Origin of the sequence: Pseudoalteromonas sp. Isolate6 (genome assembly GCF_022398435.1) — a bacterium.
GTDB lineage: Bacteria > Pseudomonadota > Gammaproteobacteria > Enterobacterales > Alteromonadaceae > Pseudoalteromonas > Pseudoalteromonas galatheae.
The window spans coordinates 45,341-66,743 of the sequence record NZ_JAKEVK010000001.1 but is presented as its reverse complement, the minus strand read 5'-3'; the positions used below and the strand labels follow the sequence as shown (position 1 = coordinate 66,743).

Genomic DNA, 21,403 nt, shown 5'->3' with positions numbered 1-21,403 from the left:
TGCATTAAAACATTAAGTTATATTTATAAATCGTTCAGTTTTACCAGCAAGCTCTCATTCCTCGTCATTCACCTCTGTGGGCTTGCGCTTTTGCCCAACGAGTAAAATGATCAAGCCAACAATAGGCGTAAACATTAACGAAATTAAAAAGAAGCCCACGGGCCCTGCAAAGGTGTTTCGTCCCCAATAACCAGTTAAAATGCATAACACTAAATATAAAGCGATAAGCATAATTTTCTCCAAGTTGTTGATAAATTCGGTGCGAAGAATAAACCAGCAGTTGCCTGCCGGTTTATGTCAGCCAGTATCGGTTATACTGTGGCTTTTTCCGCTGTAGCTGTTGCGTCCGCATTCCCTTTATTTGCACGATACTTAGCTGCGATGTCTGCGATATCCCCTTTCATACTTGCTAGATTCAGGTCTATCAGCGTGCCGCCATTTTCAAAGTGTCGAACAAAAGTTGCGCCTACTGCGTGTGTTGATGCCGCAGACACAACTGGCATAAATGCGATTGCGCTTAACGTGCCAAGTACAGGAACCGCCTTCAAAAAGCTGCTTAGTCCCGCGCCCCCTAAGGTTTGTGGAAAAGAGCCGCCGATCAACGCGCTTACTGTGCCACGCAGCTTGTTGTCACCATATGATTGACCATAGACTTTTGCTACTTCGCCTATCATCTTCATTTGGATCCCTGTCAACGCCACTAAATCAACCGCAGGAACGGGAATAAACCCAGAGCCAAACGACCATTTTGTGTATTTGTCGACAATCAGCTGAGCAACGGCTGCTCTGTCTTCATCAGCAACAAGTTGTGATTCCTGTTGTTCTGGAGCATCGCTCGCCTTGTCATCCTTCGCTGTTTTTGTCACTGCCATAATTCATCCTCTATGATTTATTTAAACAGTTGTCGAACTCATCAAGCACCATGTTGGCACTTGCCCTAGTACCCAAAATCAAACAAGTTGCACTTATTCAACTCTGAGCTTTACCGCCTTCATCCATGATGAAGAAGTAAACCTAAGAACAACCAAGGATCTGCACAGTGTCACAAATACAACTGAGCGAAACGTTGCCACCTACTGCAGGCGTTCTATTAATTTGTTTAACCGAGCGCGAAAGCTCGGTATTTTTCCCTACCGCGTTATGCCTGATTCAAATCTTGCTGGCATTGCTCGGTACGGTGTTTGTCACTATAGAAGATAATGTTGCGGATCTCCTTGGCGATACAATCTGACTCAATCCCCTCTTTCACATAGTTGCTAAACACCATGATGCTTTGATCTCGTTCCAGTAAACGGGTGAAACTGGTCACCCATGAATAGGGGTAACTACCAGAGTACTGTAAGAATTTTTCATACATTCTGAGATTTGCATCGGCTGGGTTTTCGGGGCAATTTGCCACTTTGCCGTACTGGTTTGGGTCGACATAAGTCACAAACCAACCATAGCCATAGTATTCACACTCGTCGCTGCTACCAGTGTTAGAGTAGGGAGCAAAGGCCGCTAGTTTCTGGGTATCATTTAAGATTTGAGTGCCATACAAGCCTTGATCCCACTTATGCATGTCCTCCACTGTGGAATATAAATCTCCAGCGGAATACAGTACCAAAGGGTTGCTATATGGATTCACTAAAATATCTTCATAAGGTGCAGGGCCTCCTGTAGCTGGTGGACGGCCATTCGCAAGGGGTAAGTATTGGTTTTGATTATAAATATAACCTGTGGTCATATTTGAATAGACACCAATCGCACTGTAAGAGCCGCTGTCCGTCATGCTAAGCGGATTTAGAATTTGCTCTTGAACGATATTGGCAAACCAATACTCACGACCAATATTGCCTTGTTTGCCAGCCGCTAACTGCTCGATGATATTACCGATGAGATAGTAGTTACAGTTGCTGTATTCATACTTGCTGCCGGGCGTAAATGACGGTGTACCATTTTGCCCCGCTTCAGCACTACAGGTGCAAAAACGATTACTAAAATCTTCCGGACCGTTAAGATCTAGACTCGAGTTGTATAAATAAGGCCGCCAACCGTAGTTATCGTATACGGCTTCATTATCGCTGTAGTTATTGATCCCTGATGACATGGTAAGCAAATGATGCAGCGAAACATCCGCACATTGGTTATCTGGGTACCAAGGCAAGTGAGCGCCAATGGTTTCCTGCCGCAAGTCCTTACCATCTAACATCTTCATTAAAATAGCAGCCGAAAATGCTTTGGTATTGGAACCGATGCGATACTTAGACTTAACACTGTTATCAACATCATATTGCATGTTCTGTGGTCCGCAGTTGGACTGGTACACCACCTTATCAACCGAGGTGATATAAACCGTGCCAAAGAATAGGTTGGCATCGCAGTATTCATTCACCACCGTCGCTATCATCTCTAATTGATTCGGCATAATGGTGTGATTATCTGCGACGCTCTTTTTCTGCAAACAAGAAGCCAGTGCTAAGGTGATGCAAAATAGCATCATCATTCTTAGCCGTAGTTGTATTAGCCATTTCATTGTTCAAATTCCTTACATTGCCAACCACGTAACCACTAACAAATGTTGTTGCCCGACTTTCATCGGAATGAGTACCAACTAGTTATGCTGACGCGATATTTGCCATGCCAACTAGTACTTTACGAGTGCCTGTGTAGGCCTCTCTACCATGAGTAAACAGCATATTATCCAGCAGCAAAATATCGTTTCTTTGCCATGGGTAAGCAAAACTGAGGTCTTGATAAACCTGATTGATGAGCTTGATGTCTTGGTCACTTATTTCGCTACCATCACCAAAAAAGGCGTTACGAGGTAAAAATTCACTGCCGATACTGTCACGCATTTGTGCACTGAGTTGATTATCTAGGCTCGAGCAGTGGAACAAGTGAGCTTGATTAAACCATACCTTTTCACCACTTTTTGGATGGCGCATGACCGCCGGACGCCATTGCTTGGTTTGTAGCCTTTTATCATCAAGCCAAGTAAATTCGATTTCATTTTGTCGGCAATATTGCTCAACCTCGGCTTTACTCTCGGTCTGAAAAACCTCTTGCCAAGGTAGGTCAATATCACCGTAGTTACGCACGTACTGCACACCTAAACGCTCAAACTTATCTCTTAATTCACCGGGAATACGACGATATACTTCACGGCTGTCGGCAAGTGGTGTGCACCCACCCGTAGTTGCTGGGATCACACAAAAAAAGCCCATTCGCATCGGCCAAACATTGGAGTAAGCATTTTCGTTATGCTGCAGGATCACTTGATCGGCATGATATTCTGTGGTGGTGTAAATATTGTTGTTCAGTGCCGTTCGTGGTGAAGAGCGATAAACATACTGGCTTAAACGCTCACCAAACAAGGTCTCAAGTATGGCGCTAAACTGATTCGTGCTCACAATATTTAAGCCACGAAGCAACGCAAAACCATCTCGCTCAACCCAGTTATTCACCTCTTGAACGTGGTTTTTCACCCATGCCATGCCGCTTTGTTTAACCTCAGATAAGTCATGTATCCGAGAGTCTGCTGCAATCGTTGTCGGATCCAATTCCAAAGAAAGTGCGTGATCCATTGTTTTCCCATCCTTAAAAGTAAGTACTTTTGCTAGTGCAACACATAGTTGCGCTCAATTATGTTAACCAACAGCCCCACTTGCTCGGCTTGTAGGCAGGACAAATGATCTCCTTTGACTTCATAACAAGAGAGAGAGTGACTAAATGGTTTCCATCCCATGTCTTTATTCACAGGACGGCCTTCAAATTCTTGTGTTTGCTGTGTTTTTACAACGCAGATTGGGGTGTCGCTAAGCATAGACGGCATCTCAATGTTTGCTCGCAGTTGGGCACTAAAAACTTGCTGAAAGTGGCGTAGATGCGCATCACTAAAATTAAATCCAGCTTGGTGTATCCAACGATTGAGATAAGCAATGCGTGCTGAAGCATCACCTTGCTTATAGGCATTGATTTCAGCATCAGAGACATTAAGGCGAAAAAACGCTATTAGATTATCCAGCATCATTTGTGCGATTTGTGCTTCATCCAAGTTAAGCGCTGGGCTGCTTGGTACAGGCGTATCAATCACAGTTACCGAGCAGCCAATTCGACTTTGTTGCTCAAGTAAAGTGGCAAGTTGATAGGCAATAAAGCTACCAAAAGAATGTCCGACCAAATGCACTTGTTCACCAAGTTCAGCGCCTGCTAACACATTCAAGTAATACTCTGCGGTGCGGCCAATAGAAGTTAGCGTCTCCGGTTCCTCGGCGAGCGCCTCTGGCTGCAAGCCATAAACGGGTATACGGCTATCAAGCCCATTCACTAACGCATGAAATGCCATAAGCCAACCTCCCGCACCCGCAATCAACACCACAGGTGTAAAACCAAGCTCCCCCTCTTGCAAACACACTAAGGTTTCAAGCGATTGGGGTTTGCCATCGCGTTCGCTAAGACCATCTCTCAATGCTTGAACATACTGACTGAGCCCACGCACGGTTGGATGCTCAAACAGTGCCGACAGCGGCAAATTGAGTTGTAGGTGCTGATTAATATCACCCACTAAACGCATCGCTAATAGCGAATGACCACCTAAATTAAAGAAGTTATCGTCAAGGCACACGCCATCCACTTGCAAACGACAGGAAAACTGCTGCGCTAATTGAGTTTGTAGTGGTGTGAGCCTTTCCTGCTTAGCCTCTTGCCGCAAGGATTGAGGCGAAGTGTATGATCCGGCCAGCGCAATGAGCTGTTTGCGATCGACTTTGCCGTTCGTTGTCAGCGGAAGCTGGCTAATTGATTGGAACAACTCAGGGACCATGTAAGCGGGTAGTACTGCGCGTAACTGCGCTCGCAGAGCTGCATCACTCACTTCCGTATGCTGCGCTGGCTGCACAAATGCCACCAATTGCGCGTTGTTACTGCTATCTTCACGCACCACCACAGCACAAGCAGCAACCTCGTCTAGCAGCTGAAGTTGCCGTTCAATCTCACCCAATTCGATGCGGTAACCGCGCACTTTAACTTGGTCATCACCACGGCCTAGATACAGCAATTCATTTGAGGCTAAGCAGCAAGCGCGATCGCCAGTTTTATAAAGTCGCTGGCCGCTATTTGGCTCAATAATAAAGGCCTGCTGCGTCTTTTCTTCGTCATTGAGGTAACCTCTGGCAAGGCCAATACCCGCAATGTATAAATCGCCTTCCACACCGGTGGCCACCGCTCGGAGCTGTTCATCAAGTAAATATAAAGACAAACCCTCGACGGGCTGACCGATTGGCACGCGTGCACCGCTAAAGTGCGTGACATCATTAAGCGTTGCCGAAATAGTCGCTTCGGTCGGGCCATAGGCATTCATAATTCGAATACGGTCGCCGTAGCGCTGCTGCCATTCGGTGAGCGCGGCAATCTGCATTTGCTCGCCTCCTATGGTGATGATCCTCAGCGAGCTTGGCAAGGTGACTGAAGTTGCTGCAAGTTGATGCCAATACGCCGTTGGTAAACTCATCAGTGTTAACTCGGCATCTTGGCTTAATTGTGCCAGCTTGTTGGGATCCAATATGTCGTCTGTCGGTGCCATCACCAAGGTTGCACCACGAAGTAAAGTACAAAAAACTTCTTCGGCAAACACATCAAAGCTCATGCTAGCAAATTGCAGATAATTGTCGCTGGGTGTAATCGCATATTGCGAGGCTAATGCCTGCACATAATTAACGACACTGGCATGCTCCACCATCACCCCTTTTGGCATGCCCGTGGTGCCCGAGGTGTAAATTACATAACAGAGGTCGTCAATCTGGCATGGCGCAGTAAAGCAACGACTAGGCTGCTCGGCCAAAGCGCCCTGAATACTATCTAAATCGACTTGAGGCACCACCAGCTCCGAGCTACCCTGCCAATATTCTGTTTTAGTAATCAGCATGGCTGCATTGGCATTTTGCAACAGCAAACGACGTCGAGACTCGGGTAGTGTTGGTACAATTGGTAGATAAGCCGCACCCAATTTAAGCACCGCAAGCATAGCCACAATAAGCTGGTAATCCGCCTCTAGACACAGGCCAATAATAACGGGGGCTGTACTTAGCTCTAATCGTGATGCAAGGTAATGGGCGAGCTGATTGGCGTCTTTATCCAGCTGTGAATATTGATAACAGCGAGCCTCCCCAGAGGCGGTACTATATTCACGAATAGCAATATGCTCAGGAAATTCAGCAGCAACTTGAGCAAATAAATGCTGAATAGGTAAATTTGGCGTTTGATATTTCGCCGCTTGCGTCAGTGAAAAAGTAGGCAGAGGCAATGCCTTGCTGTACTGCGCGTGTTGAGGCTGCCAAGACAATTTTCCGAGTGTTTGCTCAGGCTGTTGTGTCGCAGCTAACATCAGCTGCTGCATCGCCGCAAGGCTTTGCTCGATAAACACTTCATCAAAGCATTGCTGCTGATAGCTCAACGTGAGCGATAAACCCGCCCCTACGCCGACCACAAAGGTCAATGGATAGTGTGTTTCGTCAACTTCACTTAAGGTTGTTGCGATAAATGGCAGCGCAGCGCTATTTTGTAACGGATCTTGCGGATAATTTTCAAAAACATACAAGCAATCAAACAATGGACTGTCGTTTTCAATACCCGACCATTGATGAACTTGTGTCAGTGGTGTATGCGGGTGCTGCGTTAATGCCGTAAGCTGCGACTTCACTGCTTGCAGGTAATCTTTCACACGCGCATTTTGATCTATCGTTACATGGACCGCTTGCGTATTGATATACAAGCCAACGCGCTGCGCCATTCTACTAAGCGCTGTAGGTCTGCCCGCGATGGTTTGACCAAATAAGGCATACGGTTCATTGCAGCAACTTGCCACCCAATAAGCCCAGAGCCCTTGGATAAACTGATTGACGGTAAGTCCTTGCTCGCTCGTAAAGCGAGTCACGGCATCTTGCAGCGATTGCGGTAAAGTCACACTGAGCTCTTTAACACCTGCCGCTTTATTTTCAGTATGTAGTATCTTTTCGCTGAGTAATGTGGGAGCGCTAACACCACCCAAATAATCCCGCCAAAACGCTTCATCACACTCAACATGTGTATGCAAATATTCGATATGATCGCGGAAATTATCTACCACAATGGGGCGTAACTCACCTTGGCAACGAGCTTGATAAAATGCCACTAATTCAGCAAATAATATCGGTAATGACCAGCCATCCATGATGAGATGATGATAAGTCCAAACCACCCCAACATTGCCATCCTCAAAAGCAATTAACCTCAATCGCATACAAGGCGCTTGTGAAAGCCTAAGCGGCTCGGCAAGCTCCACCGCGGCCTGTGAATTCACCATGTACGATTGTTCTTCTGCAATAGCATCACTGTGCACCAGATTCAGCGGTAGTTCGGCATGTTTACAGACCACTTGCAGCGGCTCGCCAGCAACGTCTATAAATGCCGAGCGTAATATGCTGTGCTGCTTAATCAATTGCTGCCAAGCGTAACTCAACGCCTCAATATCCACACAACCTTGTAGCAATAAGCTGGTTTGCTCGACGTAAGGTAGCGTGCTTTGAGTGTGCGTCTCACGTGCCGTTTGACTGTGGAACCACATGCCTTGTTGCAAACCAGTTAGAGGGTAAATATCCTCAACTTCCTCGTCAAATTGCCCAAGTATGCGCTGTAACTGCCGTTCAGAAATGCCGCTGAGAAGTGCAAAGTCACTGACTGTGTAATGACGTTGAGGCTGGGATTGGCAATGCTCGATGACCTGAATTAGACTTTCGAGTATCTCTTTACTTAGTCGCTCTGCTGCTTCAGATGCTAAGCGCTGGCTGTCAAACTCCAGCGTTAACGCCAATTGACCATCGACAACAGCCGCTGTTAGCTGCGCTCCAAAGTAACTGAGATTTGACTCTGCAACCAAAGTGCCTGTCGACTCACTAGCATCTCCCAGCAAACCTTGCTGCTCAATAACTGTATCTAGCTGGCCTAAATAGTTGAAAAACAGTAAGTCTCGGGTATCAATCTCAAGCGATGAGCGAACGTTTGGCTCTGGGTGTAAATACCGCGCAGCACCATAACTACTGGCAACTTTAGCGCTCCTTTCAAGCTTTGCCTTGATACTACAAATCACATCATGCAAGCGGCTACCATTACTAAATAACGGCATTGGATAGAGCGCCGTTAACCAGCCAATGGTTCGGCTGCTGTCCAGTGCCTCCGTCAGTAACTCGCGACCATGCCCTTCTAGCATGATCACTTCGCTGCCTGCACCACGCTTTTGCGCACACCAGGCAAGTGCACTGAGCAGCAATGCTTGCGCCGTCGTACCATAACTGGTATTGGCAGATCCCAATAATGCACGGGTGTGCGATGCTGATAACGTGTGGCGAGCTTTGGCTATGGTTGGAGTCGCGCTTGTATCTTTTAGGCTCAATAAGTGTGAGGTTTCAGCCAGCGCAGCCACCTTCTGCCATTTGCGCAAATCGCGCTCATTAGATGCAAGTTCACGATAAAAATCGGCAAGTTCAGCCAAATTCGCGCTTGCGGCAGGAAGTTCAAACGGCACATTGTTTATCTGCTGCTGTAGTAACTGGCTCACATCTTCAAGTAACACCCGCCAAGAGACGCCATCCACTAGCAAGTGATGTGCACTAAACAGCAAACGATTATTGGCCTCACTGTTAGGTGTAACAAATAGCACTGCTTTAAACAGTGGCGTGCTAGTAAACGCAAAACCTTGCTGCACTTGTTCACTGAACTCACTCAGCTCAGCTTGCCATACCTCACGCTCAAGTGTATGCGCCGTAAATACCTTTTGAATATCAATACCATCACGTACAAATAGGGTGTTTTCATCCGCAACCACCAAGCGTAGCGCGTCGTGCTGGGTAAGCAGATATTTTACAACCTCCATAAGCTGAGCTGGTGTAACGGATTTATCTACACTCACCAGCACACTCTGATCCCAATGACTGGGTTTGGCAAATTGCTGAGCAAAAAACCAATACTGAATTGGTAATTTATCGAGTTGACCAACCAATGGCAGTCTTTCTCTGTCCGTCGGCACCAGAATATCTTGCTGGGCAAGTCTTGCTGCAAGTGCCGAAACACTGGGGTAGGTAAACACGTCGGTAGCACTAACTGGTAACTTGAGTGCTTTGGCTTTACTGGCGATTTGAATACTCAAAATAGAGTCGCCGCCCAACGCAAAATAGTCGTCTTCAGCGGTCATAGATGGCGTATTTAATACCTGCCGATAAATCGCCAATAACTGAGCAACGACGCTGTTAGCCTGTGGTGTGACCGCGCTCTGCTCGGTTACCGTGATAATCTGTTGAGTTTTACCAAGCGTTGCCAAGGTACGATGGTCAACCTTGCCATGCGGTGTCAAAGGTAGCCTTGCGAGCATGACAAAATGCTCTGGCACCATATAACTTGGTAGTCTTTCCTTTAGCTGGGCTTGAAGCACTTGAGGCTCAGTTGTTGTTACCACAAATGCCTGCAACTGTGGCTGCCCTGACGCGCTTGTGGTTATCTGAACCGCACATTCTTGTACGCTCGATAGCAGCCCAATTTGCTGTTCAATTTCGGCCAGTTCAATACGATAACCTCGCAGTTTTACTTGTCCATCGTTACGACCCATATAGGCGATACGGCCGTTGCTAAGCAGGCGAACCAAATCTCCCGTTTTATAGGCTCGCACCGTGTGCGAGGGAGAGACTTGTAGCTCAATAAAACGCTCAGCACTAAGCTGTGGTTGATGTAAATACCCTCTAGCAAGTCCCGCTCCGGTTATATATAACTCCCCAATCATCCCCGGTGGCACAGCTCGCAGCTGTGGGTCTAAAATAAATAGCTGGCTATTGTCGACGGGCAAGCCGATATCTGGCACCTTTCCGTCAAACTCAACCACACCTGAAGTCGCGACCACCGAGGCTTCGGTGGGTCCATAGTTATTGACTAAGGTAAATCCGTATTCTTTTGCTTGAAGCGCAGCGAATTTATCGCCGCCAACCAATAAATAGCGCAAGCTTTGCGGGTTAAACAAAGACTCAGTGAGCAGCGCTTGAGCGATTGGCGTTGCAATAAAACTATGCGTGACTTGGTGTGTATTGAAACAGGCTGTTAATTCGGCCGGTGACTGTAGCACCGCTTTTGTCACACACACGAGGCTCGCGCCAGCACATAAATAAGGCCAAATTTCCCATGTTGCCGCGTCAAAGGCCGGGTTGGCGGTTTGACTCGCTACGCTATGATCATCCACCGCAAAAGCTCGTCGGTGCCAACCACATAAATTCGCCAACCCTTGATGGGCTATCATCACGCCTTTAGGATTACCTGTTGTGCCTGAGGTATAAATCACATAGGCCAGCTGCTCCGCTTTAACTTTTGGAAACTGCTGAGGTAGTGATATTGTCGCAAGGCGCGCTTGCACGTTGGCGTTATCAACACACATAACATGTGGGGAGCGATATTCAGCCTCAATGTCGTTATCATCTAACTCTGCTACCTCAAAGCGAGCGGCAAACTCACACTTTGTTAAAACCAGCGCAGCGCTGCTGTCTTTAGCGATGTAATTGACTCGCGCTTGAGGGTAATGAGGGTCAACAGGTACATAACATCCACCCGCTTTTAACACAGCCAACATCGCCACAATGAGATCTGCGCTACCCGTCATCGCAACAAGCACAGACTGCTCTGGTTGCAGCCCTTCGCTTAATAACAGCGCCGCCAATGCCTTGGCTCTTTCATTAAGCTCACCATAACTCAAGGTTTGATTTGAGTTTGTGTCAATTACTGCGAGCCGCTCAGCTTGTGCAGGCTCTGCCATATGTCGCTCAATTTGCTCAAGCACTGACTGCTCGAAATGTTCCGGCGCTGATTTGCCTGAAATCGCATGATTCTCTAGCGGCTGCTCCTTGCAAAGTTTTATATCCGCAAGCGGGCACTCAGGTTGCGCGAGTAATTGCACTATCACGGCATTAAAACACTCTGCAATGCTAGCCACAGTTTCTCTTTCAAATAGTCCACTGTTGTATAGCCAGTGCAGTCTCAACCCTTGCCCACTTACTGTTGCACTGAGCTCAAGATCAAACTTGGCACGCATGTTTTCCGACGTTAAAACTTCCGTGCTAAGGCCTACAAACTCTGGTGTGTGCTGTGGCTCGGGATTAAACGCAAAACTCAACTGGAAAACACTTTGGTGACTTAGCTCTCTGCTAACACCAAGGTGGTCAATGAGCTGCTCAAAGGGAAGTGATTGGTGTTGATGTAATTGTTCAATTTGCTCTTTTTGTATATCGAGTAGTTGGCTGAAACTCTGCTGCCAATCGAGCTTCACGCGAATTGGCAAGGCATTGACGAAAAAGCCAATCAACTGTTCCACTTGTGGGTGATGCCGCCCTGAAAATGGCGCACCAATCACAATATCATCCACTTGGCTAAACTTAGCGAGCACCACCGCATATGCGCTATGCAACCAAATAAACGGGGTTATTCCCAAACGCTGACAATACTGTTGCAGCCGTTGCCATGTTTCAGCGCTTAGCTGCTCAGTAAATGCTTGCGCGCTATTGTTCACGACCTGCCCACGAGGCGTATCGAGCGGTAATTGATGCAGTGGCGGCGCATCGTCAAGGTGCGCAGACCAAAATGCCATGTCTGCACTTTGCTGCGCGCCTTGGCACTGTGCTCGATGCCAATGGGCATAATCCGCGTATTGCACCTCAGGTGGCGCAATCAAGTCATGGGCAAGTTCACAGCCTTGGGTGTAATGGGCATAAAACTGTGTGAGCTCTCGCATTAATACTTCAATAGACTGAGCATCACTAGCAATATGGTGCATATTGACGATAAGACGATGATAGCCTGATGAGAATCGAACCAGAGTTGCACGGATCATTAGATCTTTACTAAGATCAAAACCCTGCGCTTGGTCGTCTCGTACCGCACGCTGCCAAAGCAAGTTTTGCCACAGCGGCGATTGTGTGGAGACGTCAATAAGCGTAACAAAATGCTCAGGCAAAGCCACAAGGTACTGTTTAGGCTGACCGTTGGTGTTGGTAATAGCCGAGTGCAAAACCTGATGCCGTGACAGCACCTTTTGCCAACTTTGCTCGAATGCGCTCAGATCAAGCTTTCCTGAAAACGCCAATAACGCTTGAATTTGATATTGCTGGCTGCCCTGCTGCATTTGATCTAATGTCCATAAACGCTGCTGAGCAAAAGACAACGCTACACCATTGGTTTTATCCACCACAGCAATAGTACTTAGCTGCGTGTCTTGCTTTTCAAGTGCAGCCGCTAAACCTTGTACTGTAGGGTGCGTAAAAATCGCTTGCAGCGGTAACTCAATTTGCAGCGTTTTGCGAATATGATTTGCCAGTTTTGCAGCAAGTAGCGAGTGTCCGCCGAGTCTAAAAAAGTCGTCATAGCGACCAACTGACTCGCGCTGCAGTATCTCGGAAAAATAGCTTGCAAGTTGGGTTTCAAGCTCGCCAATCGGTGCTTCATAAGTGTTTTCGTTAACGCTTGTATCAAGTTGCTGCAATAGTGCTTTTTTATCTACTTTGCCATTGCTGGTCAGTGGCATGGCTGCCACCGCTTGCACTTTGGCAGGCAACATATGGTCGGGTAAATTTTGTTTTAAAAACTGCTGCATGACTAAAGTGATGTCGTCGAACTCGACCTGTTTGTGTAACACCACAAAGGCGCAAATCCAGACATTTTCTGGGTCTTGCCGATTTAACAGCACAGTGACCTCAGCCACTTCGGGATGATGGCGCAACTGGTTTTCAATTTCGCCTAATTCAATACGATAACCCCGAACCTTTACTTGGTCGTCAATTCGGCCAACGTAGCTCAGCTCACCGCTGGCCATTAGCCGCACGAGATCGCCCGAGCGATATAGCCGCTGATCAGGTGCTGCACTAAATGGGTTTTGAATAAAGCGAGTTGCGTTTAATTCGTCACGTTGCCAATACCCCCGACAAACCCCCTCGCCCCCTACGTACAACTCGCCCACGGCACCTTGCGGCAAGAGCCTTTGCTTGTCATCAAGTACATAGCAGCTGGTGGTCGGAATAGCACGACCTATATTACTGGTGCCGAGCGTCAGATCCGCAGGCTCCAGCGCTTTAAACGTAACATGTACCGTGGTTTCAGTAATGCCATACATATTGATTAACTGGCAATTTGGTAACTGCTGTGCCCAAGGTTGTAGCTTACTCGGCTGTAGCGCTTCACCACCAAAAATTACGTACCGCACTGCACATTCACTCGCCAAGTGACTGTCATTGAGTAGCGTGGCTTGTAGCGCGTAAAACGCACTTGGTGTTTGATTTAAGACCGTAACCTGGGCATCAACCAACAGCTGAGCAAAAGCTTGGGTGTCTTGCGCAGTGGCTTTATCCACAACCACAAGACGACCACCAAAGAGTAACGCGCCATACATTTCCCACACAGAGAAATCAAAGCAGAAGGAATGAAACAAGGTCCAAACATCTTGCTCATTAAAATCGAATAAGTTGGGCTCAACATGGAGTAACCGCACCACATGACGGTGCTCAATTTGTACGCCTTTTGGTCGCCCTGTAGTGCCAGAGGTATAGATAATATAAGCCAAATCTTGCGGCTCAATCTGAATAGCATCAAGCTGCTTGAGAGCTTCGCGGCTGACCTGACGTTCTGCCTGTGACACATTAATTAGCTGGTATGAGAGCTGACTAAACTGTGCCTGCGTGGCGTTATCACAAAGCAGCCATGGGCTTTGCACGTCTTCCAAAATATATTCAATGCGTTCTTGCGGGTAGTCGGGATCTACTGGCACGTAGGCGGCACCCACTCTAAGCACTGCCAGCAAGGTCACTATCATCTCAATGCTACGTGATACACTCACCACCAACATGGTTCGTGGCGTGACCCCTTTCTGTAACAGCATTATCGCCAGCGCATCGACTCGGGTATTGAGCTCACGATAACTCAGCACAGTCGTGCTATCTTGCACGGCGGTATGTGTGGCAAAGCGCTCGACATAGCGCGTGAATAAGCTGGTGATAGTGTCTTGCTTAGGCCAAGTTGCCCCATGGCATTGCGCACCCGTTATTAAAGCTTGCTGCTGTTTTTGACTCAGTAACGCAAGTTCACCAACGGCGGTATGAGGCGCTGTAACACACGCCTGAAGCAGCGTATAAAAGCAATCCGCCCAATGTTTGATGGTCTCTTCAGTGTAAAGATGACCATCAAACTTCCAATGTAAATAAAGTGCCTGCTCATCAATCACCGCATTGAGTTCTAAGTCGCACTTTACTGGAGTGCTGTCCGCCTGCTTTTTTTGCACTTCTTGAACCGATAACCCCGGAAGTGTAAAAGCGCGCTCATTACGGGTTTCCAGTGTAAATAATATTTGTACTAGCGGGTGGTGACTTAAATCTCTTGGAGCGCCAATCGCTTCAACCACTTTATCAAAAGGAATATCGCGATATTCAAACGCCGCTAGGTTGAGGGCTTTTTGTTGCTGCAACCATTGGCTAAATGGCATATCACTTTCGAGCTTTGCTTGCATCACGAGGGTATTAACGAACAAGCCAATTAACGGCGTTAATTCAGGGTGATGACGGCCAAGCTCTGGCGTGCCAACAACTACCTGCTGCGATTGCATAAGCCTTGCGATAAACAACATAAAGGTATTGAGCAGCCACATAAAGGGGGTCAGTTGGAGCGACTTCGCTTGTGTCGAAATCGCCGCAAATAACGACGTATCAAGCGCTTGGCGATATACTTTCCCTGTTAATGACTGAATCGCAGGACGAACAAAATCACAAGGCAATGACTGCAACGGCGCTAATTCGCTAAATTGCTGTTTTAGTTGCGCCAGTGGTGCTTCGATGCGCTCTGGCGTTAGCTGTGCTCGCTGCCACTGGCTAAAATCACTATATTGCACCTGCATAGTTACAAGCGGCGTATAAGGTGCGCCTATGTGTTTGCGATAGCCAGCTTCTATCTCTTGTGCAAGTAGCGCCATTGAAGCCCCATCAGAGACAATATGATGCATATTAAATGCAAGGTGATGTTCATCGCCATCACTCACCACCAGCACGCGAAGCAAACAATCATGAGCCAAGTCAAAAGGCTTGTTTTGATGTGCTGCGATGCGCGAAGCAATGTAGGCTTGCCTTGTCTCCTCAGCTGCTACACTGGCATCAAGCCACTCGAACGGCGCACTAATATCATCCGTTATTTGCAGCTGGGGTTGGCCATCTTGTTCATTTTTTACAAACCTAGCGCGCAGTATGTCGTGGCGTAGCACCACATCTTGCACAGCGCTACGCATTGCGGGAATACTAAGCTCGCCGCGTAACAAAAACTCGGCGGGCATATAATACTGTTTGCTGCCTTGCAACTGCTCTATAAACCAAAGTCCCTCTTGTGCAAAGCTCAGCGGTAAGTCCTTCCCCGCATTTGGCTGCGCGATAATATGCGGTGAAGATTTCGCCATATCACGGCTTTGCTGCTGAAAGTAAGCAATGATCTCTGATTTATATTCAACTACTTGCTGTTTTAACTGTGGAGGAAATCCAGCGGTTTGCTTAAATGCCAAGCCACCGTTTTTTTCATACAAGGTCACGCCAGCTGCTAATGCTTCTGCGATCAATGCCTCTATCTGTCTTTGCTGTTCATTCATCACAAAAACATCTCCTCAGACTGACCGTTTACGTCCGCCGCTTTGGCTGCACGATGGATCTCACACCAAGTTGCAAGTGCGCTTACGCTTGGCCGCTCGAACAATATTTTCAAGGTGATGGGCACCTCAAGCGCCTGTTCAATTAAGGCAACCGCTTGGCTTGCTGATAAAGAGTGCCCCCCTAATTCAAAAAAGTTACTGTTAATATCTCGAACTTGGGTATTGAGCACTTGAGCAAAAACTTCTGCCAGTAGCGTTTGTAGTTCAGTCATGGGAGCTAAAGGTGCTGTAAGCGCTTGCGTCTGTTGCGACTGCACCAGTTGTGCAAGTGCTCCTGCGTCTACTTTGCCGTTATTGGTAAGCGGCATAGCGGCTAGAGCATACAGTTTGTAAGGCAACATATAACTTGGCAGGACCTCTGCTAACGAGGTTAAAACCTGAGTGTGTAGCGCTTGTTCAAGCTCACAGATGGCATCACTGTGCGATGGCGTAGTTAGCACCATACAGGCCAGTAAGTTATCTTTACTTTCGTTGAGTAACACATGTGCTTGTTGCACTGCATCTAGTTGCTCAAGCTGGGCTGCGATCTCATCAAGCTCAATGCGATAACCACGCAGCTTAATTTGATTGTCTCGACGACCAATAAATTGCAGCATGCAAGGGCAACCCTCTTCATCTAGCAGCCAGCGCACTTGGTCGCCCGTCTGATAATAACGCTGTGAGTCATTGTTCAAAGACAATGACACAAATCTACTGGCGCTGAGTTCAGGCAACCCAAAATACGCCTGAGCCACATTATCGCCTGCGATGTATAGCTCACCGGGCATGCCCATAGGCACAGGCTGTTGATGCTGATCCAATACCACCAAATCAGTGCCTTGAATGGCGTTACCAATTGGCACAAAGCGCTGTGATTGCTGTGCAAGCGCAACCGCATCTTGGCCGCTACAGCGATACACACAGCACCCAACCGTTGCTTCTGTTGGGCCATATTCATTGTAAAAATGAGCCTGAGGCACCAGTGCCCCAACTTGAGCTACCACGCTGCTAGATAGGGCTTCTCCCCCCACCACAATATGGTGCGCAGCATTGCTCGGTTGTAATCGCGCCAGCACGCCTTGCAAGTGGGCTGGAGTTACCTTGAACAGCAGCGCCTCATCGCGCGCTAAACATTCACTTAGCTCTGTGATTAACTGCCCGCCATCGCTTAACAATACAACGCCAAGACCATTAACCAGCGCGCCCCATAAGCTCGTTACTGTCGCATCAAATGCTAAAGGTGTGCTGACAATACTCTCATGTAAATCGCTTTTGACATAACTGCGGCTCACGTGCTCAAGATAAAGGTGCAAGTTGCGATGGCTTATCATCACGCCTTTGGGTTGCCCCGTGGTGCCTGAGGTATAAATCATATAAGCTGGCGCATCAATATCGCTTAATGGCGCAAGCGCCTCTACAGGCATGTTCTGCCAATCCTGCTCGATGTCTATTAGCATCACACGGCAGCTGAGAACTGTGCTGTTTGGAAGTAGCGCTGAGGTGGTGATAAGGCAAGTCGCTTTACTGTCACGCAATATATAGTGCTGACGCTGACTCGGTGCATTGGGGTCAAGCGGCACATACATAGCCCCAACTTTTAAGATTGCCAACAGTGCCACAACTTGCTCACAGCTTGGCGCTAAGCTCATTGCTACCTGCGACTTTGCTGTTACGCCTTGCTCAATCAAGTAACGCGCTAGCTTGTTACTTTGTAGCTCCAATTCGCCAAAACTTAACCGCTTGCCAGTCATATCTCGTACAGCATTATGGTGCGCCCGGTGCTGAGCAAAGTCTCGTATTTTATCGCTGATAAACCAAGGAGATTGCGGCTGTGCTTGCGTGGCAGACGTTAGCTCGCTGAGTGTTTTGCTATCGACTAATGGTAAGGTATTTACGCTTTGCTCAGGGCTTGTGAGCGCAGCATCAATTAAGGTTACAAAAGCATCAACCATCTCCTGCACGCTAGTGTGTTTAAACAAGGCTTTGGCATAATTCCACTGCACTGCAATCTCACTGCCAAATTCTTGTGCATTGACTTCTAAGTCGAACTTCATTGCAGGCTTAAGATCAAGCTGTTGCTCGATTTTAAGATGAGGTAGCTCGAAGTCACTTTGTTCGTTATTTTGTAGTGCAAAGAGTATTTGTAACACGGGTGAATGCGCTAAGCTGCGCGGAGGATTAATGGCATCAACAAGTTGTTCAAAGGGTAAACTCTGATGGGCAAACGCCGCTAAAATCACCTGCTTTTGCTCACTTAGCCAATCGTTAAATGAAGGCGACCCCACTTTGCGAGTGCGAATAGCTAAGGTATTCACAAAGCAACCCAGTAATCCCTCTAACTCTTTTACCTCACGTCCGGCAATGGGCGAGCCAATGACAATATCCTGCGTTTGGCTAAGACGAAGCATCAACAGCGAAAAGGCACTTTGCAGCCACATATACAAGGTTACCCCTTGTGCTTGGCAATGCGCTTTTATCGCCTCAACTTGCGACGTCGTAAGGGTATGGCGAATACACTCACCATCAAGGGACTGAACTTGTGGTCGCTCAAAGTCCAGCGGTAATTCATGAACAACAGGACACTGCTGCAACTGAGTTTGCCAATAGGCAAGATCAGCCTGATAGCTATCTTGCTGTTTTTGCTGCCAGTAGGCAAAGTCTGCATACTGCACCGCTAGTGGTTTAGCGTATTGCTCTGGCACGGGATACGCTGGCGTTTCACTAAAGTGCCGATAAAACGCCACAAATTCTTTCGCCAGCAGCGCCATTGACCAACCATCGCTGGCAATGTGGTGCATGTTAAACAAAAGTCCAAATTGGTTGTGACTAAACTGTACACAGATAACGCGCAGCATAGTGTCTTGGCATAAATCAAAAGGCTTGCTGAGCGATTGCTGCTGTAATGCTTGCCAACGCAGCTGTTGCTCTGCGTTATTCAGCCCAGACAAATCCACTAATTCCACAGGACAGGCTACTTGATCACGAACCTGCTGCACAGCACCGTGCTCACCACTTGCAGGAACGATGACCGTACGGAGCACTTCATGACGTGCAACAATCGCGCTTAACGCTTGCGTTAAAGCGTCAATATCTAAGGCACCTTCACACCAATAGCTCGCTGGCATATGGTATTGCAGACTTTGCTCATGTAACTGGTCGATTAACCATAAACGCTGCTGAGCAAAAGAAAGGGGTAACGCTTGGGCTCTTGATACCGGCTCAATGGTATTACTGTGCGCAATCATCGAACTTGCGGTTATCACTTCAGCAAACGCTGCAATACTTGGCGCATCAAAGAGTTGTGGCAAGGTGATATCTCGCTGCTGCTCACTGCGCACTCGGCTGATCACTTTTATGGCAAGCAGTGAATGCCCGCCTAAGTCAAAGAAGCTGTCGTTAATACTCTCTACTTGACTCGGCAGTAGCTCACGATATAACTCAAGTAAATAACGCTGTGTACCTGTGAGCTTAGACCCATCAATTATCTCAGCGGCCTCTTGGCTTTTCGCCTGTGCCTGATAGGCTAACTGTAATGCTTGCTTGTCTACTTTTGCGTTTGCAGTCAGCGGAATATCAGCAACGACATCCAGCGCGGCAGGTAACATGTAACTGGGCAGCGACTGCGATAAAGCTTGGCGCAACTGCACAAGTGTGAGCTTAGCCTCGTCATGTAAGACCACATGAGCCACTAGGCTTTCTTGCGCTTCATCAACACTCACAGCGCAGCTTTTTACTTGCGTCAACGCGTCGATTTGATGGGCGATTGCCACAAGAGAAATACGGTAGCCGCGCAGTTTGACTTGCTCATCTAACCGCCCCAAATAACAAAGGTAGTCAGCCTCTGCGCGCGCATTCGCCTGCCACTTTGCCTTGTCGCCACTGCGATACCAACGCATGCTTGAAGTACCAGACGCAGGCACCGCTTGATCAACAAAGCGTGCTTGCGTCACACTCGCGAGATTAATATAACCTTCACACACCCCTTCTCCCGCAAGCCAAAGCTCTCCGGGCATATTAGGTAAAGCCAGCTGACCAAACTCATCGACTACCGCAAGGGTCATATTATCGATAGCATGGCCAATAGGCACTTCTTCGTGGCCCGCTAACAAGTGGCGCGACTCACGGCTTACAGCATAGATACTACAGCCGACTGTTGTCTCAGTTGGGCCATATTCGTTTATCCACTGAGCATTAGGGAGCTTATCCATCAGCTTATTGACCAAAGCTGCGCTCAGCCCTTCACCGCCAACCACAAATCGGTGAGCAATATTGCTATAAGTTTGTGCGTCACTTAATGCCAATACCGCGCGTAAGTGAGCCGGTGTTAACTTGAATAATTTAGCTTCCGTCGCGGCAAAAATCTGTTCATGTAATGCAGGCAACAATTCGGCGCCTGTGGGGAGCAGCTCAAGCTCTCCGCCTCGCATTAAAATAGGCACTAAGGCGGTTACCGTCGCATCAAACGCCAGCGGTGTACTAAGTACTGCTTTGGTTATATCGCCGGATTGTGGTAGGTAACGCTGAGACGCAAAACGTAGATAATTATTGAGGTTGCTATGACTAATGGGCACCCCTTTTGGCTGCCCAGTTGAACCTGAGGTATAAATAACATAGGCAAGCTCGGCCTCTTTAAATGCAGCAGCGTCTTCATCTACCAACAAACTGGTATCGTAAAACGCAAAATTCCCCTCGGCTTCAAACAAATCATCAAGCAACAAAAAGTCACTACTGGCTTCAATCAAACGCTCGGCATCTTTACTTAGCGCCAGCGTCAATACGATATCTGCATCATTCATGATGTAGGCTAAGGTATCGGTTGGCGTGTCATGATGAATAGGCACATAGGTATGGCGCGCTTTTAATATTGCCAGCACCGCGGCCACCATGTAACTCGAAGACGGCAGTAAAATAGCAATGCGACTTTGCTCGGCAAATGCCATTTCTAATAAGCTATTAGCAAGTTGGTTCGCGCATTTTTCTAAAGTGAGATAACTACAAGTGAACTCTCCCATGCGCACCGCAGTCTGTAGAGGGGTCTGAAGAGCCACCTGACTAAACTGAGTCACCCATGGCTGTTGCTCTGTCACTTCTACCGCAACACTTTGCTGCTGTTTTAATAGCGCTAACTGCTGCTCAGCGGGCCACAATGACAATGCTGACAACGGGATATTTGGCTCAGCAAGACACTGCGATAACACATAACAAAACTGCTGATGGAAACTAACCACACTCGCTTCGTGCCACAAATTGCTGTCATAAAGCCATTCAACGGTGAGTACATCGCCCTCGTCTATCACTGCGACTTCCAAATCTAATTTGGCACCGCGTACTTTACTTTGGCACGGCGTCACTTCCAATTGTTCTAGTGTAAGGTTTTCATTTACCTGGTTATTTACCCGAAACACGATTTGATGCAGTGGATGCTGGGCGCTTGAGCGTTCAACGTCTAGCTCATCCACTAACACATCGAAGGGAATATGTTGGTGTTGCAACGCGTCGTTGAGTAAGCCTTGGGTTTGCTGTAGCGCTTGAGTAAAGCTGGTGTCTTCGCTCCACTTGCTCCTAAGCACTAAGGTATTGATAAAGTTACCAATCATACTTTCAAATGCTTTAAGGTGACGCCCTGATACCGGCGTCCCGACAACCACGTCGCGCTGTTGAGAAAAGCGGCTTAACCATAAGGAAAATAGCGTTTGTAGTAACACGAAT

The 21,403-nt window shown here is 47.7% G+C and carries 6 protein-coding genes (1 of these 6 only partly in view); all 6 read right to left on the bottom strand.

The window, feature by feature from the left end; translation table 11 throughout:
• Positions 1–54: 54 nt before the first annotated feature.
• Positions 55–231 (bottom strand): hypothetical protein, encoded by a 177-nt coding sequence (locus L1D50_RS00215; protein WP_017217212.1) that lies wholly within the window; start codon positions 229–231, stop codon positions 55–57.
• 80 nt (positions 232–311) lie between these two features.
• Positions 312–872 carry a DUF697 domain-containing protein gene (locus L1D50_RS00210; protein ID WP_010607109.1) on the bottom strand — a complete coding sequence of 187 codons (561 nt, stop codon included), beginning with the start codon at positions 870–872 and terminating at the stop codon, positions 312–314.
• Positions 873–1,138: 266 nt separating this feature from the next.
• Positions 1,139–2,515, bottom strand: a complete 1,377-nt coding sequence (locus tag L1D50_RS00205; RefSeq protein WP_128728839.1) for a serine hydrolase domain-containing protein — start codon at positions 2,513–2,515, stop codon at positions 1,139–1,141.
• Between the two features lie 82 nt (positions 2,516–2,597).
• Complete coding sequence (locus L1D50_RS00200; RefSeq protein ID WP_128728840.1) at positions 2,598–3,566, bottom strand: TauD/TfdA family dioxygenase; 969 nt, start codon at positions 3,564–3,566, stop codon at positions 2,598–2,600.
• 32 nt (positions 3,567–3,598) lie between these two features.
• On the bottom strand, positions 3,599–15,655 hold the full coding sequence (locus L1D50_RS00195) for a non-ribosomal peptide synthetase (RefSeq protein ID WP_239965271.1): 12,057 nt from the start codon (positions 15,653–15,655) through the stop codon (positions 3,599–3,601).
• Positions 15,655–21,403, bottom strand: the 3' portion of a protein-coding gene (locus L1D50_RS00190; protein WP_239965270.1) for a non-ribosomal peptide synthetase. It continues 4,079 nt past the right edge of the window; the window shows 5,749 of its 9,828 coding nt (coding positions 4,080–9,828); the start codon falls outside the window, past its right edge; it ends in the stop codon at positions 15,655–15,657. The genes L1D50_RS00195 and L1D50_RS00190 overlap by 1 nt, the downstream gene beginning before the upstream one ends.